At 63.2% G+C, this 22,506-nt stretch carries 25 protein-coding genes; 15 read left to right on the forward strand and 10 right to left on the reverse strand.

The window, feature by feature from the left end:
* Positions 1–298 precede the first annotated feature (298 nt).
* Entirely contained in the window at positions 299–1,561 is a 1,263-nt protein-coding gene (gene tyrS, locus AC3WVQ_RS08790; RefSeq protein WP_090293947.1) for a tyrosine--tRNA ligase, read from the forward strand.
* A gap of 589 nt (positions 1,562–2,150) precedes the next feature.
* Here the strand turns inward: tyrS and AC3WVQ_RS08795 are convergent.
* On the reverse strand, positions 2,151–2,501 hold the full coding sequence (locus AC3WVQ_RS08795; protein ID WP_226020687.1) for a winged helix-turn-helix transcriptional regulator: 351 nt from the start codon (positions 2,499–2,501) through the stop codon (positions 2,151–2,153).
* Between the two features lie 166 nt (positions 2,502–2,667).
* On the opposite strand from AC3WVQ_RS08795, the gene AC3WVQ_RS08800 reads away from it, so the two are divergent.
* On the forward strand, positions 2,668–3,549 hold the full coding sequence (locus tag AC3WVQ_RS08800) for an NAD(P)-dependent oxidoreductase (protein WP_060600926.1): 882 nt from the start codon (positions 2,668–2,670) through the stop codon (positions 3,547–3,549).
* Positions 3,550–3,684: 135 nt separating this feature from the next.
* On the opposite strand, the gene AC3WVQ_RS08805 is transcribed toward AC3WVQ_RS08800, so the two are convergent.
* Positions 3,685–4,416: an LssY C-terminal domain-containing protein gene (locus AC3WVQ_RS08805; protein ID WP_090293949.1), complete on the reverse strand. Its 732-nt coding sequence runs from the start codon at positions 4,414–4,416 to the stop codon at positions 3,685–3,687.
* Between the two features lie 218 nt (positions 4,417–4,634).
* Complete coding sequence (locus AC3WVQ_RS08810) at positions 4,635–5,222, reverse strand: J domain-containing protein (RefSeq protein WP_034788490.1); 588 nt, start codon at positions 5,220–5,222, stop codon at positions 4,635–4,637.
* 677 nt (positions 5,223–5,899) lie between these two features.
* On the opposite strand from AC3WVQ_RS08810, the gene AC3WVQ_RS08815 reads away from it, so the two are divergent.
* Positions 5,900–6,112 (forward strand): cold-shock protein, encoded by a 213-nt coding sequence (locus tag AC3WVQ_RS08815; RefSeq protein WP_034788487.1) that lies wholly within the window; start codon positions 5,900–5,902, stop codon positions 6,110–6,112.
* A gap of 327 nt (positions 6,113–6,439) precedes the next feature.
* On the opposite strand, the gene dusA is transcribed toward AC3WVQ_RS08815, so the two are convergent.
* The gene (dusA, locus tag AC3WVQ_RS08820) at positions 6,440–7,531 is read right to left on the reverse strand and encodes a tRNA dihydrouridine(20/20a) synthase DusA (RefSeq protein ID WP_090293951.1); all 1,092 of its coding nucleotides are present in this window, start codon (positions 7,529–7,531) and stop codon (positions 6,440–6,442) included.
* A 175-nt stretch (positions 7,532–7,706) separates the two neighbouring features.
* Entirely contained in the window at positions 7,707–8,909 is a 1,203-nt protein-coding gene (locus tag AC3WVQ_RS08825; protein ID WP_090293953.1) for a glycosyltransferase family 25 protein, read from the reverse strand.
* Between AC3WVQ_RS08825 and AC3WVQ_RS08830 the strand changes: the two genes are divergently transcribed.
* From AC3WVQ_RS08830 to AC3WVQ_RS08860, 7 genes are all read left to right on the forward strand, one after another.
* Positions 8,908–9,030: a hypothetical protein gene (locus AC3WVQ_RS08830; protein ID WP_255380892.1), complete on the forward strand. Its 123-nt coding sequence runs from the start codon at positions 8,908–8,910 to the stop codon at positions 9,028–9,030. The two genes, AC3WVQ_RS08825 and AC3WVQ_RS08830, sit on opposite strands and share 2 nt — an antisense overlap.
* 187 nt (positions 9,031–9,217) lie before the next feature.
* Entirely contained in the window at positions 9,218–9,610 is a 393-nt protein-coding gene (locus AC3WVQ_RS08835; RefSeq protein WP_060584956.1) for a hypothetical protein, read from the forward strand.
* Positions 9,611–9,720: 110 nt separating this feature from the next.
* Positions 9,721–9,957, forward strand: coding sequence for a hypothetical protein (locus tag AC3WVQ_RS08840; RefSeq protein WP_252160559.1), 237 nt, complete (start codon positions 9,721–9,723; stop codon positions 9,955–9,957).
* A gap of 193 nt (positions 9,958–10,150) precedes the next feature.
* Positions 10,151–10,387, forward strand: coding sequence for a DUF982 domain-containing protein (locus AC3WVQ_RS08845; RefSeq protein ID WP_082566472.1), 237 nt, complete (start codon positions 10,151–10,153; stop codon positions 10,385–10,387).
* Between the two features lie 327 nt (positions 10,388–10,714).
* Positions 10,715–10,921: a hypothetical protein gene (locus tag AC3WVQ_RS08850; RefSeq protein WP_034788476.1), complete on the forward strand. Its 207-nt coding sequence runs from the start codon at positions 10,715–10,717 to the stop codon at positions 10,919–10,921.
* A gap of 254 nt (positions 10,922–11,175) precedes the next feature.
* Complete coding sequence (locus AC3WVQ_RS08855) at positions 11,176–11,862, forward strand: fumarylacetoacetate hydrolase family protein (RefSeq protein WP_060520644.1); 687 nt, start codon at positions 11,176–11,178, stop codon at positions 11,860–11,862.
* 75 nt (positions 11,863–11,937) lie between these two features.
* Positions 11,938–12,468 carry a gamma carbonic anhydrase family protein gene (locus tag AC3WVQ_RS08860; protein WP_060520643.1) on the forward strand — a complete coding sequence of 177 codons (531 nt, stop codon included), beginning with the start codon at positions 11,938–11,940 and terminating at the stop codon, positions 12,466–12,468.
* Positions 12,469–12,518: 50 nt separating this feature from the next.
* Here the strand turns inward: AC3WVQ_RS08860 and AC3WVQ_RS08865 are convergent, their stop codons facing one another.
* From AC3WVQ_RS08865 to AC3WVQ_RS08875, 3 genes are read right to left on the reverse strand one after another with little or no spacing between them, the layout of a single operon-like run.
* Positions 12,519–12,914 carry a Fur family transcriptional regulator gene (locus tag AC3WVQ_RS08865; protein WP_034788467.1) on the reverse strand — a complete coding sequence of 132 codons (396 nt, stop codon included), beginning with the start codon at positions 12,912–12,914 and terminating at the stop codon, positions 12,519–12,521.
* Entirely contained in the window at positions 12,914–13,744 is an 831-nt protein-coding gene (gene znuB / locus AC3WVQ_RS08870; RefSeq protein WP_034788464.1) for a zinc ABC transporter permease subunit ZnuB, read from the reverse strand. The genes AC3WVQ_RS08865 and znuB overlap by 1 nt, the downstream gene beginning before the upstream one ends.
* Positions 13,737–14,642 (reverse strand): ATP-binding cassette domain-containing protein, encoded by a 906-nt coding sequence (locus AC3WVQ_RS08875; RefSeq protein ID WP_060584952.1) that lies wholly within the window; start codon positions 14,640–14,642, stop codon positions 13,737–13,739. Before AC3WVQ_RS08875 ends, znuB begins: the two co-directional genes overlap by 8 nt.
* A 183-nt stretch (positions 14,643–14,825) precedes the next feature.
* Here AC3WVQ_RS08875 and znuA point away from each other — a divergent pair, with 183 nt between their 5' ends.
* From znuA to AC3WVQ_RS08890, 3 genes are all read left to right on the forward strand, one after another.
* Positions 14,826–15,827 (forward strand): zinc ABC transporter substrate-binding protein ZnuA, encoded by a 1,002-nt coding sequence (gene znuA / locus AC3WVQ_RS08880; RefSeq protein WP_090293954.1) that lies wholly within the window; start codon positions 14,826–14,828, stop codon positions 15,825–15,827.
* A gap of 320 nt (positions 15,828–16,147) precedes the next feature.
* Positions 16,148–17,350, forward strand: coding sequence for a GTP-binding protein (locus AC3WVQ_RS08885; protein WP_492382696.1), 1,203 nt, complete (start codon positions 16,148–16,150; stop codon positions 17,348–17,350).
* The gene (locus tag AC3WVQ_RS08890) at positions 17,350–17,562 is read left to right on the forward strand and encodes a hypothetical protein (protein WP_060600944.1); all 213 of its coding nucleotides are present in this window, start codon (positions 17,350–17,352) and stop codon (positions 17,560–17,562) included. The genes AC3WVQ_RS08885 and AC3WVQ_RS08890 overlap by 1 nt, the downstream gene beginning before the upstream one ends.
* A gap of 35 nt (positions 17,563–17,597) precedes the next feature.
* Here AC3WVQ_RS08890 and AC3WVQ_RS08895 read toward each other — a convergent pair whose 3' ends face one another.
* Both AC3WVQ_RS08895 and AC3WVQ_RS08900 read right to left on the reverse strand, forming a co-directional pair.
* Positions 17,598–17,999, reverse strand: coding sequence for an RcnB family protein (locus AC3WVQ_RS08895; RefSeq protein ID WP_089044173.1), 402 nt, complete (start codon positions 17,997–17,999; stop codon positions 17,598–17,600).
* Positions 18,000–18,123: 124 nt separating this feature from the next.
* A complete protein-coding gene (locus tag AC3WVQ_RS08900) occupies positions 18,124–19,743 on the reverse strand; it encodes a glycoside hydrolase family 43 protein (protein WP_459070778.1) in 1,620 nt (539 codons plus the stop codon).
* Positions 19,744–20,097: 354 nt separating this feature from the next.
* Between AC3WVQ_RS08900 and AC3WVQ_RS08905 the strand changes: the two genes are divergently transcribed.
* Together AC3WVQ_RS08905 and AC3WVQ_RS08910 are read left to right on the forward strand one after the other, a co-directional pair.
* On the forward strand, positions 20,098–20,673 hold the full coding sequence (locus tag AC3WVQ_RS08905; RefSeq protein WP_034788445.1) for a TRAP transporter small permease subunit: 576 nt from the start codon (positions 20,098–20,100) through the stop codon (positions 20,671–20,673).
* Positions 20,670–22,490 (forward strand): TRAP transporter large permease, encoded by a 1,821-nt coding sequence (locus AC3WVQ_RS08910; protein ID WP_034788443.1) that lies wholly within the window; start codon positions 20,670–20,672, stop codon positions 22,488–22,490. Before AC3WVQ_RS08905 ends, AC3WVQ_RS08910 begins: the two co-directional genes overlap by 4 nt.
* Positions 22,491–22,506: the final 16 nt, after the last annotated feature.

The following is a 22,506-nucleotide window of genomic DNA, read 5'->3' on the forward strand; positions in this document are numbered from 1 at the left end:
CCGAGGCGAGGGGCGGCAGTTGGCGGTGCCGGCTGGCAAGCTTGGTTCGATCTGGAGTGATTGTACTTGCCCGAGTCGGGTTTGCCGCTGAAGAACTTCCAACGGCGACACGCCCTTGCCGCCTCCCCCATTCCCCGCTACAACCTCCCGCATGATCAAGACCGCGCTCATCGCTGCCAACTATTATGCGACGTCTCCATAGGGAGCGGCGCGTTTCGATCATGTCTTGAAACAAGCCGCCGTCAGGCGGCTTTGTTTTGTTCAGTGCTCCCTGGCGGCATAGCCATGGAGAGTACCGATGACCCATTCCGACATTCCCACCGATGCCTTTGAGCCACGCTCCGCGATCACACGGACGCTGGTCGAGCGCGGTTATATCAACCAGGTGACCGATCTTGCGGGCGTCGACGGCGCCTTTGCGGCCGGCGTCGTGCCGGTCTATGCCGGTTTCGATGCGACGGCGGACAGTTTGCATGTCGGCCATCTCATGCCGATCATGGCGCTGCGGCGGATGCAGCAGGCCGGTCACAAGCCGATCGTGCTGATCGGCGGCGGCACCACGCGCATCGGTGATCCGAGTTTTCGCTCGGCAGCAAGGCCGATGCTGTCGGAGGAGGAAATCGCGGCCAATGTCGCCGGCATAAGGAAAGTGTTCGAGCGGCTGCTGACCTTCGGCGACGGCCCGACCGATGCTGTCATGGTCAACAATGCCGACTGGCTGGACCGGATGGCCTGGATCGACATGCTCCGGGATGTCGGCAAGCATTTCTCCGTCAACCGCATGCTCTCCTTCGACAGCGTGAAAACGCGGCTGGAGCAGCAGGAGAACCTGAGCTTCCTTGAGTTCAACTACATGATCCTGCAGGCGGTCGATTTCCTCGAACTGTTCCGCCGCACCGGCTGCCGGCTGCAGCTCGGCGGGGGCGACCAGTGGGGCAATATCGTCGGCGGCGTCGATCTCTTGCGCCGGATCGAGGGCGCGGAAGTCTTCGGCATGACCACGCCGCTCCTGACCACCGCCTCGGGCGTCAAGATGGGCAAGACGGCGGCCGGCGCGGTCTGGGTCAACGAAGACCGCCTGTCGCCCTACGACTACTGGCAGTTCTGGCGCAACGCCGAGGATGCCGACGTGGTGCGCTTCCTCAAACTCTTCACCGAACTGCCGATCGACGAGATCGAAAGGCTCGGTCGCGCCGAGGGTGCGGAACTGAATGCGGTGAAGGAGCGGCTTGCCAACGAGGCGACGGCACTGGTGCATGGGCGGCAAGCGGCCGATCATGCACAGCAAACGGCGCGGCAGGCTTTCGGGCGAGGCGAAGCCGCCGCGGGCTTGCCGACCGTCGAACTCGACGACGCCGAGCGCACTGCCGGCGTGATGCTGATCGACCTGCTCGTCCGGGCCGGGCTGGCGGCATCGAAGAGCGAAGCGCGGCGGGCGATCTCAGGCCGCGGCGTCCGCATCGACGGTGAGGTCGCCGAGGATGGCGACGGACTGCTGACCGTCGACGGGCGCCCGCGGCGGCTCTCGCTCGGCAAGAAGCGCCATGTGGTGGTGAAGTAGCGGTTCTCCGCGACGACCACAGCCTCACCGCCCTCAACCCGGCGCTTGTTTTGGACCCTCCTCGCGCCACATCTGCGGCGCGGGGGATGCGTCGGCAAACCAAAGCGCCTGTGTGCGCTGGCTCGGCATCTCCTGCCGCGCCGACGCGCGGCGGCTGGGTCTCTGTGACAGGCACAGAGATGAGGGTGTAAGGGACGCAGCCGCAGAGATCGTGGCTGCATGGGCGTGACGACGGTAACCGGCGGCGCTCTCATGGAAGCGGGTCACGCGTCACCACCGTTGCCGAAGACGTGCCGGGATTACCCTACCGCCCTCATTCCTGTGCCTGTCACAGGAGTCCAGCAGCGCCGCATCTGCGGCGCGAAAGGCCTACTGCCAAAAAGTTTGCCGGAACGAGCCGCCGCAGTTTTCCGCCGTGCGGCCGCATTGGTACGGGATCCCTGTGACGAGCAGAGATGGACGGGGCTGCAGCCGCCAAGATCGCGGCTCCGACGGCCCGGACAACACATCGGGGCTGTGGCGGGCGACATCGTGGCACCAACGCCGCTCGAAAGTGAGCCCGCCCACGGCCACGCCGACGTCGCGGCGATCAGCCCACCGCAACCGCCCTCGCCTCGACCTGCCCTGCGTCGTCGCCAAACTCCTCGCCCCACTTGCAGAGCGCATCCGCCGCCACGTTCAGCGCGGCACCGCGTTTGGTCAGCGAATAGACCACCTTTGGCGGCGTTTCCGGATAGGTGGTGCGGCTGACGAGGCCATCGGCTTCCAGTTCGCGCAGTTGCTGCGCCAGCATCTTCTCGCTGATGGCGGGCATCGCCTGACGCAGGCGGCCGAAGCGGCGCGCGGCCTTGCCGAGTTCGCAGAGGATATCGACCTTCCACTTGCCCTCGATCGCCCGCAGCGCGGTCATGAAACCGCAGTTTTCCATGGCATCCGTCACGTCATCCTCCCTTACGCCGGGGTAACCACTTACCCGCGGGTGCGTATTGCGACCCGATTGTCCCGTCTTACGTCTCAGCCGCGACGACAAATGCGTCGCCTCGAACAATCGAAGCGGGATGCGCGTAGCGAGCGCCGATCCCGCACCAAGGATATGGAGACTGGATATGCAACCTGCAATCAGCGTTTTGGGAATGGGGCGGATGGGGTCGGCATTGGCGCATGCGCTGCTGAAGGCCGGGCACCCGACGACGGTGTGGAACCGTACGCCGGCAAAGGCCGCGCCGCTCGCCGCAGCCGGAGCCGAAGTGGCGGCCAGCGTACGCAACGCCGTCACAGCCTCCGACATCGTCATCGTCAATGTCAGCGACTACCAGGCGACGCAGAGCCTGCTGCGCGACCCTGACGTCACTGGCACCCTCAAGGGCAAGCTGATCATCGAGCTGACCTCCGGCACGCCCGACGGCGCCCGCGAGGTGCAGGCTTGGGCCGGGCGGCATGGCATCCGCTACCTCGACGGTGCAATCCTGGCGACTCCCGATTTCATCGGCACCGAAGCGGGTACGCTGCTCATCTCCGGCCCGGCCGCGGCGTTTGAGGAAAGCCGCGCAGTGCTCGGCGCGCTCGGCGGCAATGTGCAGCATATCGGCGCTGATCCGGGCCTTGCCAACGCGCTCGACAGCGCGGTGCTCGCCCTGATGTGGGGCGCGCTGTTCGGCGCGCTGCAATCGATCGCCGTCTGCCGCGCCGAGGCGATCGATCTCGAAACGCTTGGCAAACAATGGTCGGCGACGGCGCCTGTCATCGATGGCCTCGTCGCCGACCTGATCAAGCGTAGCGCCGCCGGGCGCTATACGGCCGACGACGAGACGCTTTCCTCGGTCTCGCCGCACTATGGCGCCTTCCACCATCTGGTCGAGCTGATGGCCGCCCGCGGCATCGACCGGACGATCACCGACGGCTACGAGGCGATCTTCCGCCGTGCCATCGACGCCGGCCACCTGCACGACGATTTTGCATCGTTGTCGCTGTTCATGGGGCGTCCGTAACGCGTAGGTGACGGGGCGCGCGCCGTCCGCTGTGCCGCCCCGCACCACGATCTTTCAGATTTGCGCTTTAAGCCTTTGATCCATCGCCGCGTGCTGCGCCTGCCGCGCCCTTGCGCCGAGTACAGCGGTGGGCACTCACTTCGCGGCCTCCGCACCGCCCCCTTCGCCTGCCGGCTTGAGTACTCCGACCAAGGTCTTGCCGTCGGTGAAGTAAGGATCGCCGCCGCCGTTGCGGCCCGATGTGGTAGCGCCGACGCCGGGGATCTCATAGGTCGATGCCACCTGCCCGGCCTTGTCGAGGTCGTCGATGACCAGATTGCGTTCGGCATCGAGATCGGGGCCGATGTGGTGGGTGATCTGGCCGGTATCGTGGCTGAGGCCGACGCCGCGGTCGAAGCTGGCCGAACCGAGCCAGAGCGGGCCGCTGCCCTCCACAGGCTTGGTCGTCTGCCAAAAGCGCACATGGTTGCGCTGGTCGGCGCTGTGGCCGACCGGCTTCTCGAAGGCCAGGTCCTGCTTGCGCCCCTCATAGAACAGCGGGCTGACGGGCGCGTCGAGATCCGGCCGGTCGAGCACGACGCTGAGGCCGATATCGACCGAGGACCTGAGCGTCACCTTGTCGGCGGCGTCCCATCCGGCCGCGGCGAAGGCGCGGATGATCTGCTCCTTGGAGCCGACCAGCCCGACATTGATCGGGTCGCCGGGAATGCCCTGCTCCGTGGACGTTACCATGGGATTGAGCGGAGCCCTGCGCCTGGAATCATGGAAGACCCAGAGTTCCGGGACGAGAAAATAGCTGACCGCGAGATAGGCGGCGAGCATGGTCGCCAGCAGGAAAACGGCTGCACGCATGTGTGAGCGGCTCATGCCACTCTCCTTCGCTCCAGACGATGGCAGAGGTCCCGGCTATCGGACACAGACGAAGACTATGGCACCGATGGAGGCGACTGCACAGCGGTGCCACAAAGGCGAACGCCGGTGATATCAACGCCGCCGATCGCGCCGGCCGAAAGCCAGGTGTCCGGATCGCGGGTGTCGTCGTCGTCCCGGCGTACTTACCACAGGCAAAGTCGAGACGGCGCCGCCTACTCCGCCGCGTGCGCCTTCACCTCCAGCGCCTCAAGCTCGTAGGAATACCCCTCCAGCATTTCATAGGCCTGCTCGATCGTCTTGATCTGCTCGTCGGTGCTCTTGATCGCCTCGGCGATCGAGCGCGAGCGGGCGCGCAGCATCGAGCCGAGCACGTCGGTCTCCGGCCGGCGGCCGAGGCGGTCGAGGTGCTTGCGCACGCGGGCCCGGTGGCGCTCGAGTTCGAGGATATGGAAGCGGCTCTTGACGATATCGTCCGAAAGCTTGCGGCGCATGGCGGCGACAGGATCGAAGCTGCCGGGCTCGCGCTCGTCGAGGATGAACTCGTTGACCAGCGTTTCCAGCATCATCAGGCCCTTGAGATCGCGCGCGTCGGCCAACTGCGGATCGTAACCGGTGTCGTCATAGACCTTGCGGCGCACCGGATCCTTGAGCAGCTCATAGGCCACCTGCAGTCGCGCGAACTGTTCGGGATCGCCGCCGGAATCCGGATGCGCGGATTTCGCCGCCTTGCGATAGGCGTTGCGGATCGCCTGATTGTCGGCGTCGCGTTCCAGTCCAAGCAGTTCGTAAGGGTCGATCACGCTGTCCCTCTCCGTATGTCACTCTCGCCACCAGCAAGACCTGGCCGGCGCACTCTCACCAATTCAGCCCCGGCGATACTTCGTCCGCACGGCGACACCTCGTCCGCACGGCGATACTTCGTCCGTCCTCGCGGCCGCCCGTCTGCGCCACTGGCTACGCCATCGGCGGCCAAGACGGAACCAACCTTCGGTAAAACCTGCGCGTTATCCCGGGGATGCGCAAGTGTTATGGAGAGGCGCAAGCCTTCCCCCCGGCAGTCCGCCCCCAAAACGCAAACGCCCGTTGGCGGCGCGCACGTTCGGTCGCGGTCGGGACGAAATTGTGTCCGGAAACCGGCCGTCCCCGATTTTTCTCCCTGCCCGGAAAGCGACGGTCGAGAACGGGCCAAAGCCCTGCAAAGACAGAGGCTGGACGGCTTCCCGCGGCGCACAAGGCGCTTGCCTTTTTCTGCAAATCCTGTCACTTCTTGCCCCGTTCGGGCGATTTCTATCCCGGAGACTGGACTTTCAACTGCGCCCGGCCTTGTGTCGGGACCGCCGGCAGCGGCACCGTAGACGTCTTTTCCCCGATATCGTGACCACTCGACGCCTTTCCGCTTGCAAGCGGAAGACGAGATGCCCACATCCCCCAGGGGGCGCGGGCAACGCAAATTGACTGAAGGAAAAGGACTTCTTCCATGGCCACCAAGGGCATCGTAAAATTCTTCAACCAGGACAAGGGCTTCGGCTTCATCACGCCGGATGGCGGCGCGAAGGACGTGTTCGTACACATCTCCGCCGTTCAGGCCGCTGGCCTCGCTACGCTCAAGGACGGCCAGCAGGTCACCTTCGACACCGAGCCGGATCGCATGGGCAAGGGCCCGAAGGCCGTCAACATCCAGGCTGCCTAAGCCGGATCGTCCAGTCGGACATTCATTTGGAAACGGCGCTCCGCAAGGGGCGCCGTTTTCGTTTGGGGGGCGCCTCAGCCCCCACGGATCCGTTCCTAAACCCGGCCTTATAGGCAGCGGGTCTCCAGAAGCAGCTCCAGCCCCTCCGCCATGCTTGCGCTCGACCCGAGCATCCAGAACCAGAGGCGCCATCTTCTCTCGACGCAGCAAAGCCTGCGCCGGACGCGCTGCCCAATGAGCGCTCGGGCGAACTCGAGGACGACAAACGGAGAGGTCTGCGGCACTTACCCTCGAACGCCCCGCGGCGCCCGCACACTCGGCGACCGCCTACTCCGCCGCCTGCTTGGCCGCCGTCGCCTCGAAGACCGCGTCGAAGGCCGCGTAGATAACGTCCGGCCCCGCGCCCTGGCGGGTCGCATCGGAGGACAGGATCTGGCGATAGCGTCGCGCACCCGCCCAGCCCTGGAACAGGCCGACCATGTGGCGGGTCACGTGGATCAGCCGGCCGCCATTGGCGATATGCGCAGCGGCGTAATCGGCCATGGCGTCGCGGACCTCCGCCCAGAAATCAAGATCGAGACGATGGCCGCGCTCTGAGAAGGTGGCGCCGTCTTCGACGATTGGCTTGGCGCCAGTCAGCGGATGCGGGAAATGGCGATCGGCCGCTGTCAGCATGGCGCTGTCGTGATAGGCAGCACGGCCGAGCATGACGCCGTCCAGATGCGGAAGCTGCTCAAGCGCCTGATTCAGGGTCTGAAGACCGCCGTTGATACCAATGAAAAGATTGGGATTTTCCTGCTTCAGCCGATACACAAGGCCATAGTCGAGCGGGGGGACCTCGCGGTTCTCCTTGGGGCTCAGGCCCTGTAGCCAGGCTTTGCGGGCATGCACCCAGACGGCGTCTGCGCCGGCATCGATCACCTGCGCGACGAGCGTGCGCAACGCCACTTCCGGATCCTGGTCGTCCACACCGATACGGCACTTGACCGTAACCGGGATTTTAACCGCCGCCTTCATCGCCGCCACGCAGGCGGCCACCGTTTGCGGCTCCTGCATCAGACAGGCGCCAAACGTTCCGGATTGCACCCGGTCCGACGGGCAGCCGACATTCATGTTGATCTCGTCATAACCGAAGCCTTCGGCGATCCGTGCCGCCTCCGCCATCTTCGCCGGATCGTTACCACCGAGCTGCAGCGCCACCGGATGCTCGGATACGTCAAAACCGAGCAGCCTCTGCCTGTCCCCCCGCAGGATCGCCTCGGCGACGATCATTTCCGTATAGAGCAGCGCATGCTTCGATAGCTGCCGCGCGAAAAACCGATAGTGCCTGTCCGTCCAGTCGATCATGGGCGCAACGGCGAAGACCGGTGCGTTGAAATACGCCTTTGTGCGCGCAGCTTTTCCTGCGGTCTCAGTCATCTTTCGTGCGTCTCTTGTTCAATGGCCGCGGCAAGGGCAGCGCCGAATATTCGCGCATGCCGCCAGCAGGCATTATCTAGTGTTGCCGGGCTTATATAACGCGACGCCGAAGAAAGCGAGCTTTAGACACCTACGGCAATGAGAGGCAACGAGGAGGCCTCAGCAACGCGACCCGTCAGCCAAAGGGAACGGTCGTCCAGCGGTAGCGAATGCTGCGCAAGAGGAACGGCGGCAACGCCGCCACCTGCAGTGACAGTCGCTTGCACTCGCGCCAGAGCTTCTGATGTATCTTGAGCCTCAACTTCACGCGAGCCGCTGCTCCGGCCGGCTTGCGGATCGTGCTTCCATGCGCCGGGTCGGCGCTGTCGAGAAGCATGCCCTGGATGCAGACGGCCGGATAGAGCTGATGAATGCGGCAGTCGTCCGGCCGCGGCACCTCATCGTCGAACATAAAATGATCGACAGGGCATGGAAACGCCCCTTCCGAAAGCTCAAGCAGTCTTTTTGCATAGTCCCGAGAGATGACATAGCCGCCCGTGCCGACATGGCATCCCCGCAATGCATGGATCGTGCGCCCGGCATCGGCGAGCACACGGGCACGGCTGAGAAACACCTTCTGCCGGAAAGTTTCGATCTTCAGCAGGCCCACCTCGGCCGGGATCCAATCCGATGACGACAGCGCCTGGGTTGCGCTCGGCGAAAAGAAGACATCGTCCTCGATCACCGCGCCATAGGCATCGCTCCCTTCCGCGATGATGGCCCAGCACTTCCGATGGCTCATGAAGCAGGCGATTTCAGCCTTGTTCATCCTCTTCCACTGCTTCGACACCGGCTGCATCGCGAACACGGCGTCATCGAGCTCTCGCCCGTCAACGGCAGCCACGCGCTCAAAATTCAGGCCGAAGGTGGAAAACTGGCTTCCGATGTGGATCAGTCGCTCAGGAGAACGGTCGAGATTGATCACCAGGCAGCGCATGGATACCCCCTGCTTCCTTCCATCTTGACGTGTGTGGGCCGAAGGCGCACGCCGCTTGGTCAGCCGATCGCGCCCGATCCTCGGAACTGCGAAAAAACGCTCCGAAATCAACGGCAGGGTAACCGAACCCATCGTCGGGATTCGTACAACTGCGCGACGAGCTACCACGGATCGCACGGCGTCACAACGATCAGCGCTGCAGCGACAAGCGCCTGCGTTGCGACAACTCCCCTGAGCTCCTCGCGATACGGCACTGACGGGGCCACCAGCAAGGTGCCGGCAACACGGCCGCCGCCGATAGCCTCCTGCCGACGGCGGCTCCGCGCCGGGCATGGTTTCCACTTTGTTAAGAAGAATCGCACATCTTGCCGCCTCGACTGGATCGTCATCGGAGCGAAACATGAGCTACGATTGGAGCGGCGCACGGCGCCGACGGACAATAGCGACCGTCATCGGCGCCGCATTTCTGCTGCTGGCGCTGGCGGCCACGGTCGCTGCCGCGGTTGGCACAAGCCTTTTTTGAGCGACAAGCGCTTTTTGCGCATTCGTTTCACAAAGGACGAAACTCGCAATTGCCAACGGAAAGAAGGCAGATGATCGGCTCGCCTCAGCCCCGCCGCTACGCACAGCACGGGGTTGACGGCGACCGCGGACAGGACTAGGGCAGCGTTCCTGTATCGTTACCGGTCACAGGAATAAGGACAGACGGCATGAAACGCGCGATCGCGGCACTTCTCACGCTTCTCTTGGCCGGGTGCCAATCGATGGAGTTGGAGGCGCCTGAGGTCGCAAAACCCCGGCCGACCGCCCCGTCCGTTCCGACGCTTTCGGGCGATGCGCTCCAGGCCTTCCTCGTCGGCAAGACGCTGCGGTATAATCTCAACGGCGTCAACTCCACCTTCTTCCCCGACGGCCGCTACGGTTATCGTGACTACGAGGTGCGCGATGGCGGCAGCTACACGATCACCGGCGACGAGGTCTGCATCACCTTCGAGGATGGCGGCCGGCGCTGCGACCAGTATGCGCAGATCGGCTCCGACTATTACCGGATCGAGGAAGGCGGTCGCCGAACCAAGGTGGACCGCGTCGTCCCGGCGGCCTGACAATTCCGACGGCAACGGGCGTGCCCGTATAACCCCTCATTCCCGAGGGGTTCAATTCGCCGGCCTTCTGCCATAGTGCGCGCGGGAATGCGGCCTTGTGGGAGGGACGGGTGGCCCCATTGCGAGCGACACAATGCCTGGCGCTGTCGAAGGCCGACATGGAGCGGTTGCAGCGCGTCTTTGACGCGCTTTGCATCGAACAGGGCTGGGCGCGAGACGGGGAGCCTGCGCGGCGGCATGCCAGGATGCTGATCGACGACTATCTCGCAGGCAATACCAGCGAAGGACGCCTGCTTATTGCCGGTCGCGCCTTCGCCGAAAGCTTTCAGCGTGGCATCCCCAGATAACGCCAATCGCGGCACTCGCGCCAGGCGGAGCGGCCGCCGGCGGCAGCCTGTCCTGCCATAACCGAAAAGCTGCTTACAAAACCGAACTCCTGCGCTACATTAGCAAGATCGACTGCCGACCTTCTCGAGAGGAGCCAGAGGCCGGCGGTCGCAAATGCCGATGTTCATTGAGATGATCTCGAGGAGGAGACGCATGCAATTAGTCTGGAAACAGCCGATCGAACTCGACTTCGTTAGCGGCGATTGCCGCACCGTCAAAGGCCCCTCAGACGCCCTCGCCTGCCTTGCAGACCACTGGCCTCGCCGCGGACCATTCTATGTGGCCGCCCGCAGTGCCTGCCGCGCCGCCATCGACGGCCGTCGCACCGCAGAAGAGGCCCGATCGCTGTTCATCTCGGCCGCCGAAGAAGCCGAGTTGCCTACGCACTAACGCGCCTACCGGCGCTGAACGAAAGGTGCCGCTGGAAGGCGGCGAGCGTTTGCCATCGGGCAAGCGACACGATGACTTTTTTGATTGAAACCTTCGGCCTTTGACGGCCGCGTACGATTATTCAGGCTCCGGGCATTCGCCCAGCAAACGCATCATTTCAGCACATTACTGCCCAATCTCGGGTGATTTTTCCAGAAATGGCCCGATTTCTGTCGTGAAGCATTCATTTCTTTCTACTATATTCTGAGGTGCCTCACAAAAACCAATTTCGGAGCGCCTTAGTCCCATTAAGGGAATTCAAGAAAAACGATATACGGGAGAGAACATATGAGCGAGAGCAATCTCTATCGCATCGTTGAAGTCACCGTGAAGCGTGAAGGTGGCCGTCGTGATCTCGGCATCATGACCGTGCGCCAGGCCCTTGAGCTTCCCCAGGTCCCCAGCCTCGAATACAGCCATCCTGAACTCAACTCGCGTTCGGACGGTCGGTTCCTGACCCGAGACCAGCTTCAGGCCTACGCTCATTGCGCCTGACTTTGCCGACGATGGCATCCTTTCGGATGCCGTGATCGCGCGCGCCCAGGCGGGCGCGCCTTAATCAAAATCTTCGTCCCCAATCCTTGTTCTTAATTTTTCTGCGGATCGATTCCGATTCGCGGATTTATGCAGTAACGTCCGGATTCTCTCTTGCCTCGCCTCAACCGAAATCGGCCAACGGCGAACGCCCAACAAACGCGCGGTGCTCTTCCTGTCGGTTGCGACAGGCGGACGCCCAAGACCGGACGATCATGGAAACAATCATCCCCCCACCGCTTCCCGTGCTGCTGCCGATTTCCGGCAGCCTCGTCGGCTTTCCGGTTCGCCGGGTCTATTGCGTCGGCCGCAACTATGCAGCCCACGCGATCGAAATGGGCCACGACCCGGACCGCGAGCCGCCGTTCTTCTTCCAGAAGAACCCGGACAACCTGCTTGCAGCCGGTAGCGCCTTCCCCTACCCGCCCTTGACCACCGACGTTCATCACGAGGTCGAACTGGTCGTCGCCCTGAAACGTGGCGGCAGCAACATCGCCGTCGAGGACGCGCTCGATTGCGTCTACGGCTATGCCGTCGGCATCGATTTCACCCGCCGCGACCTGCAGGCGGAGGCGAAGAAGGCTGGCAAGCCCTGGGCTGCAGCCAAGGCGTTCGAGCATTCCGCCCCGCTCTCGGCGATCGCATCGGCCGAAACGATCGGCCATCCGCTCAACGGCAATATCTGGCTGAAGGTCAACGGCGAACTCCGCCAGCAGGGCGATCTCGACCAGATGATCTGGAAAGTGCCGGAAATCATCGCCGAACTCTCCAAACTCTTCACGCTGGCCCCCGGCGACGTCATCATGACCGGCACGCCCTCGGGCGTCGGACCGGTCGCGCGCGGTGACGAGGTCACCTGCGGCGTCGATGGGGTTGCGGCGCTCGCCGTCAGCGTCGTCTAACCGGCTCACTTCCGGCAGGCGGCCCGCCGCCTGCCGGCCGGCCCCGATCGGGCATGTTGCGAAAGGACAGAATGGATGCCGCTTTACGCCCTTGGATCACTTCGCCCACAGACGCCGCCGAAGGGCAGCTATTGGGTGGCCCCGGACGCCAATGTCATCGGCCAGGTCGAGATCGGCGAAGAGGTCGGCATCTGGTTCGGCGTAACCCTGCGCGGCGACAACGAGCCCATCCGGCTCGGGGCGCGCACCAACATCCAGGAAAACGTCGTCATCCATGTCGATCCCGGTTTCCCGGTGACGATCGGCGAAGGCTGCACCATCGGGCACGGCGCCATCATCCATGGCTGCACCATCGGCGAAAACTCGCTGATCGGCATGGGCGCGACCGTGCTTAACGGCGCCAAGATCGGCCGCAACTGCCTGGTCGGCGCCAATGCGCTCGTCACCGAAGGCAAGGAATTTCCGGATAATTCGTTGATCGTCGGCGCGCCGGCCAAGGCGATCCGCACGCTGGATGATGCGGCGGTCGAAGGCTTGAAACGCTCGGCAGCGCATTACGTCAAGAACTGGCGGCGTTACGCCGCCGACCTCACCCGGCTGGACTGAGCGCCAAACACCTCAAGGTAGGCTTTCCACGGGCTCTGAAGGAGTTGCCCTTATGCGCAGCTCTGGCAATGGCCGCGGATCTCGATCGTCGTCTTCTCGGTCTTGAAGTTCTGCGCCCGCGTCAGCGTCGAAAGCCGCTGCTCGATCGCCTCGTCATGAAACTCGGTCACCTGGCCACAGCCTTCGCAGATGGTGAAGGCGGTGACGCCGTGATCGTGTTCGTGGTCATGCGGGCAGGAACAGGCGACGAAGGCATTCAGGCTTTCCAGCCGATGCACGAGGCCATATTCGAGCAGTTTGTCGAGTGCGCGGTAAACCTGCAGCGGGGCGCGGAAGCCGTGATCGCGCAGCTTGTCGAGAATGGTGTAGGCGCTCATCGGCCCTTCGGAGTGGCTGAGCGCATCCATCACCAACGTCTGGTTCTTGGTCAGTTGCGGCGTAGCCATTAGTGGTGCCCTCCAGGCGTGGAATGATGCGCCGCCTCGAGCGGGCGGCGGCCGATCGGTAGCAGACTCAGAACGAAAAGCCCAACCGCGGCAACAACGATAGACGGTCCCGACGGGGTATCCCAGTGAAGCGAGCCGAAAAGTCCGCCGGTGACGGCGAGCGCGCCGATGACCGATGCGAGTACCGCCATCACTTCCGGCGAGGTCGAGAAGCGCCGTGCCGTTGCCGCCGGGATGATCAGCAGCGAGGTGATGAGCAGAATGCCGACGATCTTCATGGCGATCGCAATCACCAGCGCCATCAAGAGCATGAAAAAGAGCCGCGTGCGTTCTGGCTTCAGACCCTCGGCTTCCGCCAGTTCCGGATTGACGGTGGAGGCCAGGAGCGGCCGCCAGAGATAGACAATCGCGAATATGACGAGGATGCCGCCGCCCCAGATGATGTCGATGTCGGACTCGGAGACCGCCAGAATGTCGCCGAAGAGGAAGCCGACGAGATCGATGCGCACCCAGGTCATGAAGGCAACGATGACGAGGCCGAAGGAAAGTGCTGAATGGGAGAGGATGCCGAGCAGCGCATCGGTCGACAGCGCCCCGCGCCGCTGCAGGAAGAGAAGCAGTACCGAGACCACGGCCGCGACGATGAAGACGCTGAGCATCAGGTTGAGCTCGAGCAGCAGCGATAGCGCCACGCCGAGCAGCGCCGAATGGGCCATGGTGTCGCCGAAATAGGCCATGCGCCGCCAGATGACGAAGCAGCCGAGCGGCCCGGCCATGACGGCAATGCCGATGCCGGCGATCAGCGCGCGCACGAAGAAATCGTCAAGCATCGCGCTTCTCCTTCACGTCATAGCCGTGCAGCCGCGAATGGTGGCCGCAGCCGCAATCCTCACCGTGGTCGTGCACGTTTTCCTCATCGTCGTGGTGATGGCCGTCACCGGGATAGCAATGTTCGGTGATCGAACCGTCCGCATGCAGCACCCGGCCGTCGGGCAAATGGGTGTGGTCGTGGTGGTGGCTGTAGACCGCAAGCGTATTGGCGGCACGCCTGCCGAAAAGCTTCTGATATTCCGGGCTCTGGCTGACCGCCTGCGGCGTGCCGCGGCAGCAGACATGGCCGTTGAGACAAACGACCGTATCGGTCTCGGCCATGACGATATGCAGGTCGTGCGAGATCAGGAGAATGCCGCAGCCTGTGCGGTTGCGGATCTGCTTGATCAGTTCGTAGAGCGCAATCTCGCCGCTGAAATCGACGCCCTGCACCGGCTCGTCGAGCACCAGCAGGTCCGGCTTGCGGGCAATCGCGCGGGCGAGCAGCGCGCGCTGGAACTCGCCGCCGGAGAGATGCTGCACCTCGGATTTCGCCAGATGCAGCACGCCGGTCGCCGACAGCGCCTCCTCGATCTCCCGCCCCTTCAAGGGGCCGGTCAGCGTCATCAGTCGTTCGACCGTCAAAGGCAGCGTCCAGTCGACGGCAAGCTTCTGCGGCACGTAGCCTACTTTCAGGCCCGGCTTGCGCTCGACATAGCCCTCATCCGGCTTCAAAACGCCGATCGCCGCCTTCGCGGTCGTCGATTTGCCCGAGCCGTTCGGGCCGATCAGCGTGACGATCTCGCCCGGGCTGATCGAGAATTCGACGCCACGCACCAGCCAGCGACCGTTGCGGCGCACGCCGGCATTGCTGAGATTGACCAGCGGCAGCGCTTCTGGGGAACGGAAATTCAGCATGAAAAAATTCCGGATTGCATGGTTGCCACTGGCTATCGCACACGTTATAGCATAACGCAATTGATGTAATAACATTACATGGCGACTTCAAGGCTGGCAACGGCCCGTTGGAGTAACAGTTTTGCATGCCCGAAGCGCGCCTGGCCGATGTGGCAGGCACGCCAATCAAGCCCGGAGAACCCGATGAAATCGACATCCGCCCTGCTTTTTGCCTCTACCATGCTTCTTGCGGCACCCGCCGCAGCGGACAGTCCCAATGTGGTGGTTTCGATCAAGCCGATCCACTCCCTTGTCGCCTCGATCATGCAGGGTGTGGGCGAGCCGTCGCTAATCGTCGAGGGCGCCGCCTCGCCGCACACCTACAACATGAAGCCTTCGAACGCCTCGGCCCTGCAGGCGGCAAAGGTGGTCTTCTGGGTCGGTCCCGGCCTCGAAGCCTTCCTCGACAAGCCGCTCGACGCCTTGAGCAGCGGCGCAAAGGTGGTGGAGCTCAGCGAAGCGCCCGGCATCGAGAAGCTGAAATTCCGCGAAGGCGGTGCATTCGAGGCGCATGACCACGGCGACGAAGGCCACAGTGAAGAAGGCCATAGCGAGGAAGGCCACAAGCATGCCGAGGGCGAAGCGGGGCACGATCACGGCCATGACCACGATCACGGCCACGGCGATGCCGATCTGCACATGTGGCTCGATCCCATGAATGCCAAGGCGATGGCCGCCGAGATCGAAAAGACGCTCACTGAGGCCGATCCTGCCAATGCGGGCGGCTACAAGGCCAATCTGGACGCCCTGAACAAGCGCCTGGATGCGCTCGACGCCAAGCTCACGGAAACCGTGGCACCGGTGAAGGACAAGCCCTTCGTCGTCTTCCACGACGCCTACCAGTATTTCGAGCACCGCTATAAGGTTCGCGTCGCCGGCTCGATCACCGTCAGCCCTGAGGTCCTGCCCGGCGCGGATCGGGTGTCGCAGATCCATGCCAAGATCAAGGAACTCGGTGCCACCTGCGTCTTTGCCGAGCCGCAGTTCGAGCCGAAGCTGATCAATGTGGTGATCGAGGGAACGCCGGCGAAATCCGGTACGCTCGACCCGGAAGCCGGCACGCTGGAGGCCGGCCCGGATCTCTATTTCCAGATGATGGAAGGGATCGGCACCTCGCTGAAGACCTGCCTCGCCTCGGCAAGCTGACCCGACCTCCCAAGGCGGTCTCGGTGGGCGCTCGCTTGGCTCGGCTATACGGGCGCCCGCCCCTCTCTCTATCATTCTCGGGATTGGCCATCCTCGGCGAGATGGGTGCAGAACCGGGCCGCCTGCTGGAACCTCGGGTCAAGGAGGATTGACGGAAAGACTAGCCACAGGCGACCGAGAGATTGGAACGGCGACCTGCCGGCAAGTTGGGTTCAGCCCAGAGGTCCGGTGCCAAACTTCGCACTCGTATCAGGCGAGCAAACGCGCTCGCCTTTTTAACCGACGGTATTCGTAACGATATAACATACAGGAACCAATCGATGGAAAAGCTCCCTGTCACCGTTCTCTCCGGCTTTCTTGGCGCCGGCAAGACGACACTGCTCAACCACGTGCTTTCCAACCGCGACGGGCTGCGCGTCGCCGTCATCGTCAACGACATGAGTGAGGTCAACATCGATGCGGCGCTGGTGCGTGATGGTGGTGCCGGTCTGTCGCGCACGGAAGAGCAACTGGTGGAAATGACCAATGGCTGCATCTGTTGCACGCTGCGCGACGATCTCCTGAAGGAAGTCCGCAACCTCGCCGAACAGAACCGCTTCGACTATCTGCTGATCGAATCGAGCGGCATTTCCGAGCCCCTGCCCGTCGCCACCACCTTCGATTTTCGCGACGAGGACGGTGAAAACCTGGCCGATGTCGCGCGGCTCGACACGATGGTGACGGTGGTCGATGCCGCGAACCTGCTGGCCGACTATTCCTCGCTCGATTTCCTCGCCGACCGTGGCGAAACGGCGGGCGAAGGCGATACACGCACCCTCGTAGACCTCCTGGTCGAGCAGATCGAGTTCGCCGATGTGGTGGTCTTGAACAAGGTCGGCACTGCGACGCCCGAGCAGGTGGATGCCGCGCGCAAGATCATCGTCGGGCTCAATCCCGATGCGCGGTTGATCGAAACCGATTTCGGCAAGGTGAACCTGCGCGAGGTGCTTGGAACCGGCCGCTTCGATCTCGCCAAGGCCGAAGAACATCCGCTCTGGTACAAGGAACTGCACGGCTTCAAGGATCATATCCCGGAGACCGAGGAATACGGCATCCGCTCCTTCGTCTATCGCGCTCGACGTCCGCTCGATCCCATGCGCTTCCAGGCCTTCCTCAACCGTTCCTGGCCGGGCACGCTTCGCGCCAAGGGCTTCTTCTGGCTCGCCACCCGACCGCATTATGTCGGCGAGATCAGCCAGGCCGGCCCGCTTGTGCGGACCGGCAAGATGGGGCTCTGGTGGTCGGCCGTGCCTCAGGAGCAATGGCCGCGCGAACCAGGTTTCCTGAAGGCGGTCGGTCCCTACCTGGACCCGGTCTGGGGTGATCGTCGCCAGGAGATCGTCTTCATCGGCGCCGACCCGATGGACGAGGCGGAGCTTCGTGCCGAACTCGATGCCTGCCTGATCGCCGACGAGCGCTTTCGTCCGGAACGTTGGCGCGATCTTGCCGACCCCTTCGCCAGCTGGTCGCCACGGGCCGCCTGATGGCAGACGCCGCGCGCGTACCGCGCCGACCGCGCTTCACCTGCATGGCGCTCAACGCCGCCGGGCGGCCGGTGCCGATGTTCGATCCGTTTCTGGGAGATGAACCCGCAGATGGGGACGCGCCGGAAGCGGCAGGCGCTATCGAACTCCTGCTTTTTGGCGACCGGCAAAACCCACGCGCCGGTTACCGAAAAGGCGAAGGGGCGGCGTGAAAACGCCGCCCCTTCGCTGAACCCAGAGTGCCTTATCAGCGTGCTGCCGCCAGGCCGACAATGACGCCGGTGGCAAGGCTGATCAGCAGGAAGTCGTTGCCGGACCGTACCCATTGCTGGCCGCGCGGCGGCTGGCGAAGCTTGTAGTAACGGTAGTCGCGCACCTGCGCCATGTGGCGGCGCTCGGCCGGCGACAGGCGATGGCCGCGCGCCCAGCGCTCCTTCTTCTTGACGATCACCCGCTTTTCGATCGTGACGTGCTTGTCGACGTGACGATCCACGCGGCGGTCCATGTGACGATCGTAATCGCGATCGACGGATCGACGCGAACGATCATAGTTCTGCGCCACCTCGAAGGATCCTGCCGGCTGGGCAAGGGCTGCGACCGGCGTAATCAGAACGGAGCTGGCGACGAGCGCGATCAGGAGACGTTTCATTCGGGTGTCCTTTCTTTGTCTGCACCCGAAAATTAGACCCCGCTTCCTGAACCGAATATGAAACTCTACATTACAAACGCGTAATGATATCCATCACTTATTCCATAATTCTAATGTTTACAGATCAACTTGCCGTAAGGCTGACGTAGCGGAAGCGGTCGAAATCGGCAGCCTTGCCCGCGCCTGAGGTATCGAAGGCGAACATGCCGGCGAAGGCCCCGGTGAAGGATCCATGCTCGCCGCGGCCGCCCTCGTCGGAGACCACGCCCGCATCGAGAACCGGGCCGATCGGCTGCCAATCCACAGCTGCGGTCGCCCGCCAGAAGAACTGCAGGTCATTGTCGCGAACGTCCATGGCGAGGTCGATCGGACCATCGGGAATGGCGATGCCGCTGCCGACGGGGAACTGCAGCCGGCCGTGCGGAAAATCGCCGGGGCATGAGAGGATCGTCAGCGCCCGGCCCAACGTTTCGTGCCAGGTGATGCCGAGCGCATGGAACTTGTGGCGATTGTAGTAATGCGTCAAACCTGCAACCTGTTGGTAGGTTACGGCCGTGAAATCGACCGTCGTCTCGGCGCGGAAGGAATGATGCTCCTGCCGCCGCGCGACCAGCGCCTGCTCGAACCAGCTGCCGATGCTCTCTCTGCCGAACAGCCTGAGGTGGCCCGGCCGCCATTCGAGCGAGAAGATCCGCTCCGGTTCCGGCGTACGCAGCCATTGGAACTCGACGGGCAATGCCTGGCCGTCGAAATGCGTTTCCGCGATCACCGGTGTCGGCACCTGCCCCGTCGGTCCCGGCGCCGGCACGAGCACCTCCGGCACCGGGCCGCCGTTTTCGAGATAGAGCCAGCCATCATCGCGCCAGACACATTTTTGCAGGGCCGTCTCGCGACCGAGCGTGCAGCGCCGTCCGGGAGGCAGCGGTCGGCCGGTCAGATGCGTATGATAGGCCTGCCCATCTGGCGTCTCGACATATTGGCCGTGGCCCGCGCGCTGCAACGGCGCTTCGGGGTGGTCCTTCGACGTGATCAGAAAGATATCCGGATGCATCTCATAGGGGCCGTCGATCGCGCGTGAGCGGGCCATGGTGACGGCGTGGTCGTAGCCGGTCCCGCCTTCCGCCGTCGTCAGATAATACCAGCCGTTTCGCTTGAACAGATGCGGCCCCTCGACGAGGCCGAGTGGTGAGCCGGCAAAGATGTTCTTCACGGGGCCGACGAGCCTGCGTGTCCGTTCGTCCCATTCCTGCAGCAGGATGCCGTCAAAGGCCGGATGTTTCGGCGAGCCACCGAAGCTTTCGGTGCGGTGGTTCCACTGCATGTTGAGGAACCACTTGCGGCCGTCGTCATCATGGAAGAGCGACGGGTCGAAGCCGGAGGAATTGACGTAGACCGGATCCGACCAGGTCGCCTCGATCGCCTCAGCCGTGACGATGTAGTTGTGCGCGTCCTTGAAGTTGCCGTCGAAGCGCTTGACGTCGGTGTAGACCAGCCAGAACAGGCCATCGTCATAGGAAAGACACGGCGCCCAGACGCCGCAGCTATCCGGGTTGCCGCGCATGTCGAGCTGGCTTGCCCGCTCCAGCGGCCGGCGGACGAGTCGCCAGTTCACCAGATCCCGCGAATGGTGGATCTGCACACCCGGGTACCATTCGAAGGTGGAGGTCGCGATGTAATAGTCGTCGCCGACACGGCAGATCGAAGGGTCCGGGTTGAAGCCCGGCAGAATGGGGTTTCGGATCATGGCAGTCATGGTTCAGGCGTCCTCCCTTGGCGGCGCCATCCGACCTCAAAAATCATACAAATTCAAGCCTGCAACGTTGCAGTAATTCGCGCGTCGTATCGCCTGTGACCGGCTTTCCACATCGATTCGCTCGGCGATGTGCACCTTAAGGCGGCTGACGATCGCCGTGCCTCGCCGTCTGCAACCGGATTGCACAAACAATGGGCAAAGCGCTGGATCACCCTATTCTACTTTAGTCGGAGGCGGCCGAACTACACGGGAAAATCGCACCTCAGACTTGAACGTGCGCTTGAAATCGGCACTCTGGCTATGCTTGGCACAAGAACCATAAAAGCCATCGCGGGGAGGAAATCGATGAGAGCTTTGCTCGGCTTTAGCCGACTTATAGACACGATCACGGAATTTATCGGAAAGAGCGTTTCATGGCTGATCCTGGCCGCTGTTCTCGTCAGCGCCGGCAACGCAGTGATCCGCAAGATCTTCAACATGTCGTCGAATGCCTGGCTCGAGGCGCAATGGTATCTGTTCGGCGCCGCCTTCATGTTTGCGGCCGCCTATACCCTGAGCCAGAACGAGCACATCCGCATCGACGTGGTCTACGGTCAGTTCTCGCGCCGCGTGCAGCATTGGATCGACCTTCTTGGGCACCTCCTCTTCCTGATGCCCTTCGTGCTGCTCGTGCTCTATTACCTCTTCCCCTATGTGAAGATGTCCTACGTCTCGGGCGAGGTCTCATCATCCGCCGGCGGCCTGATCATCTGGCCGGCCAAGGCCATCCTGCTCTTCGGCTTCCTGCTGCTGGCCTTCCAGGGCGTGTCGGAGATCATCAAGAAAATCGCGATCATGACCGGAAACATGGAAGACCCGACACCCTATGTGCCGACCCATGCGCCGCTTGACGATGTCGTGTCTCCGGAGACCCGTCCATGATCGAATTCATTGCTGAAAACCTGGCGCCGATCATGTTCGCGTCACTGATCGTGTTCCTGCTTTTGGGATACCCGGTCGCCTTCTCGCTCGCCGCCAACGGCCTGCTTTTCTTCATCATCGGCGTCGAACTCGCGCCGCTGTCGGATTCGATCAACCTCTCCTGGCCGCTGCTCAACGCGCTGCCTGACCGGTTCTGGGGGGTGATGTCGAACGACACATTGCTTGCCATCCCCTTCTTTACCTTCATGGGGATCGTGCTCGAGAAATCGGGCATGGCGGAAGACCTGCTCGACACGATCGGCCAGCTCTTCGGCCCGATCCGCGGCGGTCTTGCCTATGCGGTCATCTTCGTCGGCGCGCTGCTTGCAGCCACGACAGGCGTCGTTGCCGCCTCGGTCATCGCCATGGGCCTGATCTCGCTGCCGATCATGTTGCGCTACGGCTATGACCGGAAGGTCGCCTCGGGCGTTATCGCGGCTTCCGGCACGCTCGCCCAGATCATCCCGCCGTCACTCGTGCTCATCGTTCTTGCCGACCAGCTCGGCCGTTCGGTCGGCGACATGTATGCCGGCGCGCTGATCCCGGGCCTGGTGCTGACCGGACTGTACATGGTCTACATCCTGATCATGACGATCCTGAAGCGTGACTCCATGCCGGCCCTGCCGCTGGAAGCCCGCACGCTGGGCTCCGGCGTTACCTCGCTGTTCATCGCGCTCGCGGTCGCAGCCGGCATTGCCTATGCCGCCCACGTCTATCTCTACCCGACCCAGGGCGAGAACGCCGATATCCTCGGCGGCACAGTGGGCGTTGCCTTCATCTATATCGTCGCCCTGCTCGACCGCGGCCTGAAGATCAATGCGATGTCGAGGCTTGCCCAGCAGGTCATCATCGTGCTGATCCCGCCGCTGGCGCTGATCTTCCTCGTCCTCGGCACCATCTTCCTCGGCATCGCAACGCCGACCGAAGGCGGCGCCATGGGTGCAGTCGGCGCGCTGATCATGGCGGCCGCCAAGGGTCGTCTCAATCTGGACGTCGTGCGCGGCGCACTGACGGCAACGACAAGGCTTTCCGCCTTCGTGCTGTTCATCCTGATCGGTGCACGCGTCTTCTCGCTCACCTTCTATGGCGTCAACGGCCATATCTGGGTCGAGCACCTGCTGACGGCGATGCCGGGCGGCGAGACCGGCTTCCTGATTGCCGTCAACCTGCTCGTCTTCTTCCTGGCGTTCTTCCTCGATTTCTTCGAGCTCGCCTTCATCATCGTGCCGCTGCTTGCGCCCGCTGCCGACAAGCTTGGCATCGACCTCATCTGGTTCGGCGTGCTCCTCGGCATCAACATGCAGACGAGCTTCATGCACCCGCCCTTCGGCTTCGCGCTCTTTTACCTGCGCTCGGTCGCGGCCAAGGTGCCCTATCTCGACAAGATCACCGGCAAGTCGATCCAGCCCGTTACGACCGGCCAGATCTACTGGGGTGCCGTACCCTTCGTCGGTATCCAGATCGTGATGGTGGGCCTGACGATCATGTTCCCGCAGATGGTCATGCACTACAAGGGAACCGGAACGGGCGTCGATCCGAACACCATCAAGATCGAGGTGCCCGGCTTCGGCGCCGGCGGTGGCGGTCTCGGCCTGCCCGGCGGCCTGCAGCTTCCAGGCGGCAGCCCGCTCGACCAGAAGCCGGCCGATCAGGGTGGAGCCCAGCCGCAGACCGCTCCGTCGAACGACCTCAGCCAGCCTCCGTCGTTTGGCAGCCCGGGTGCCCAGCCACAGCCGGCCCCCTCAAACGACCTCAGCCAGCCGCCGTCGTTCAAGTAGGACCGCTGGCAGACAG

It is taken from the genome of Ensifer sp. EB106-05-01-XG146 (assembly GCF_058791875.1).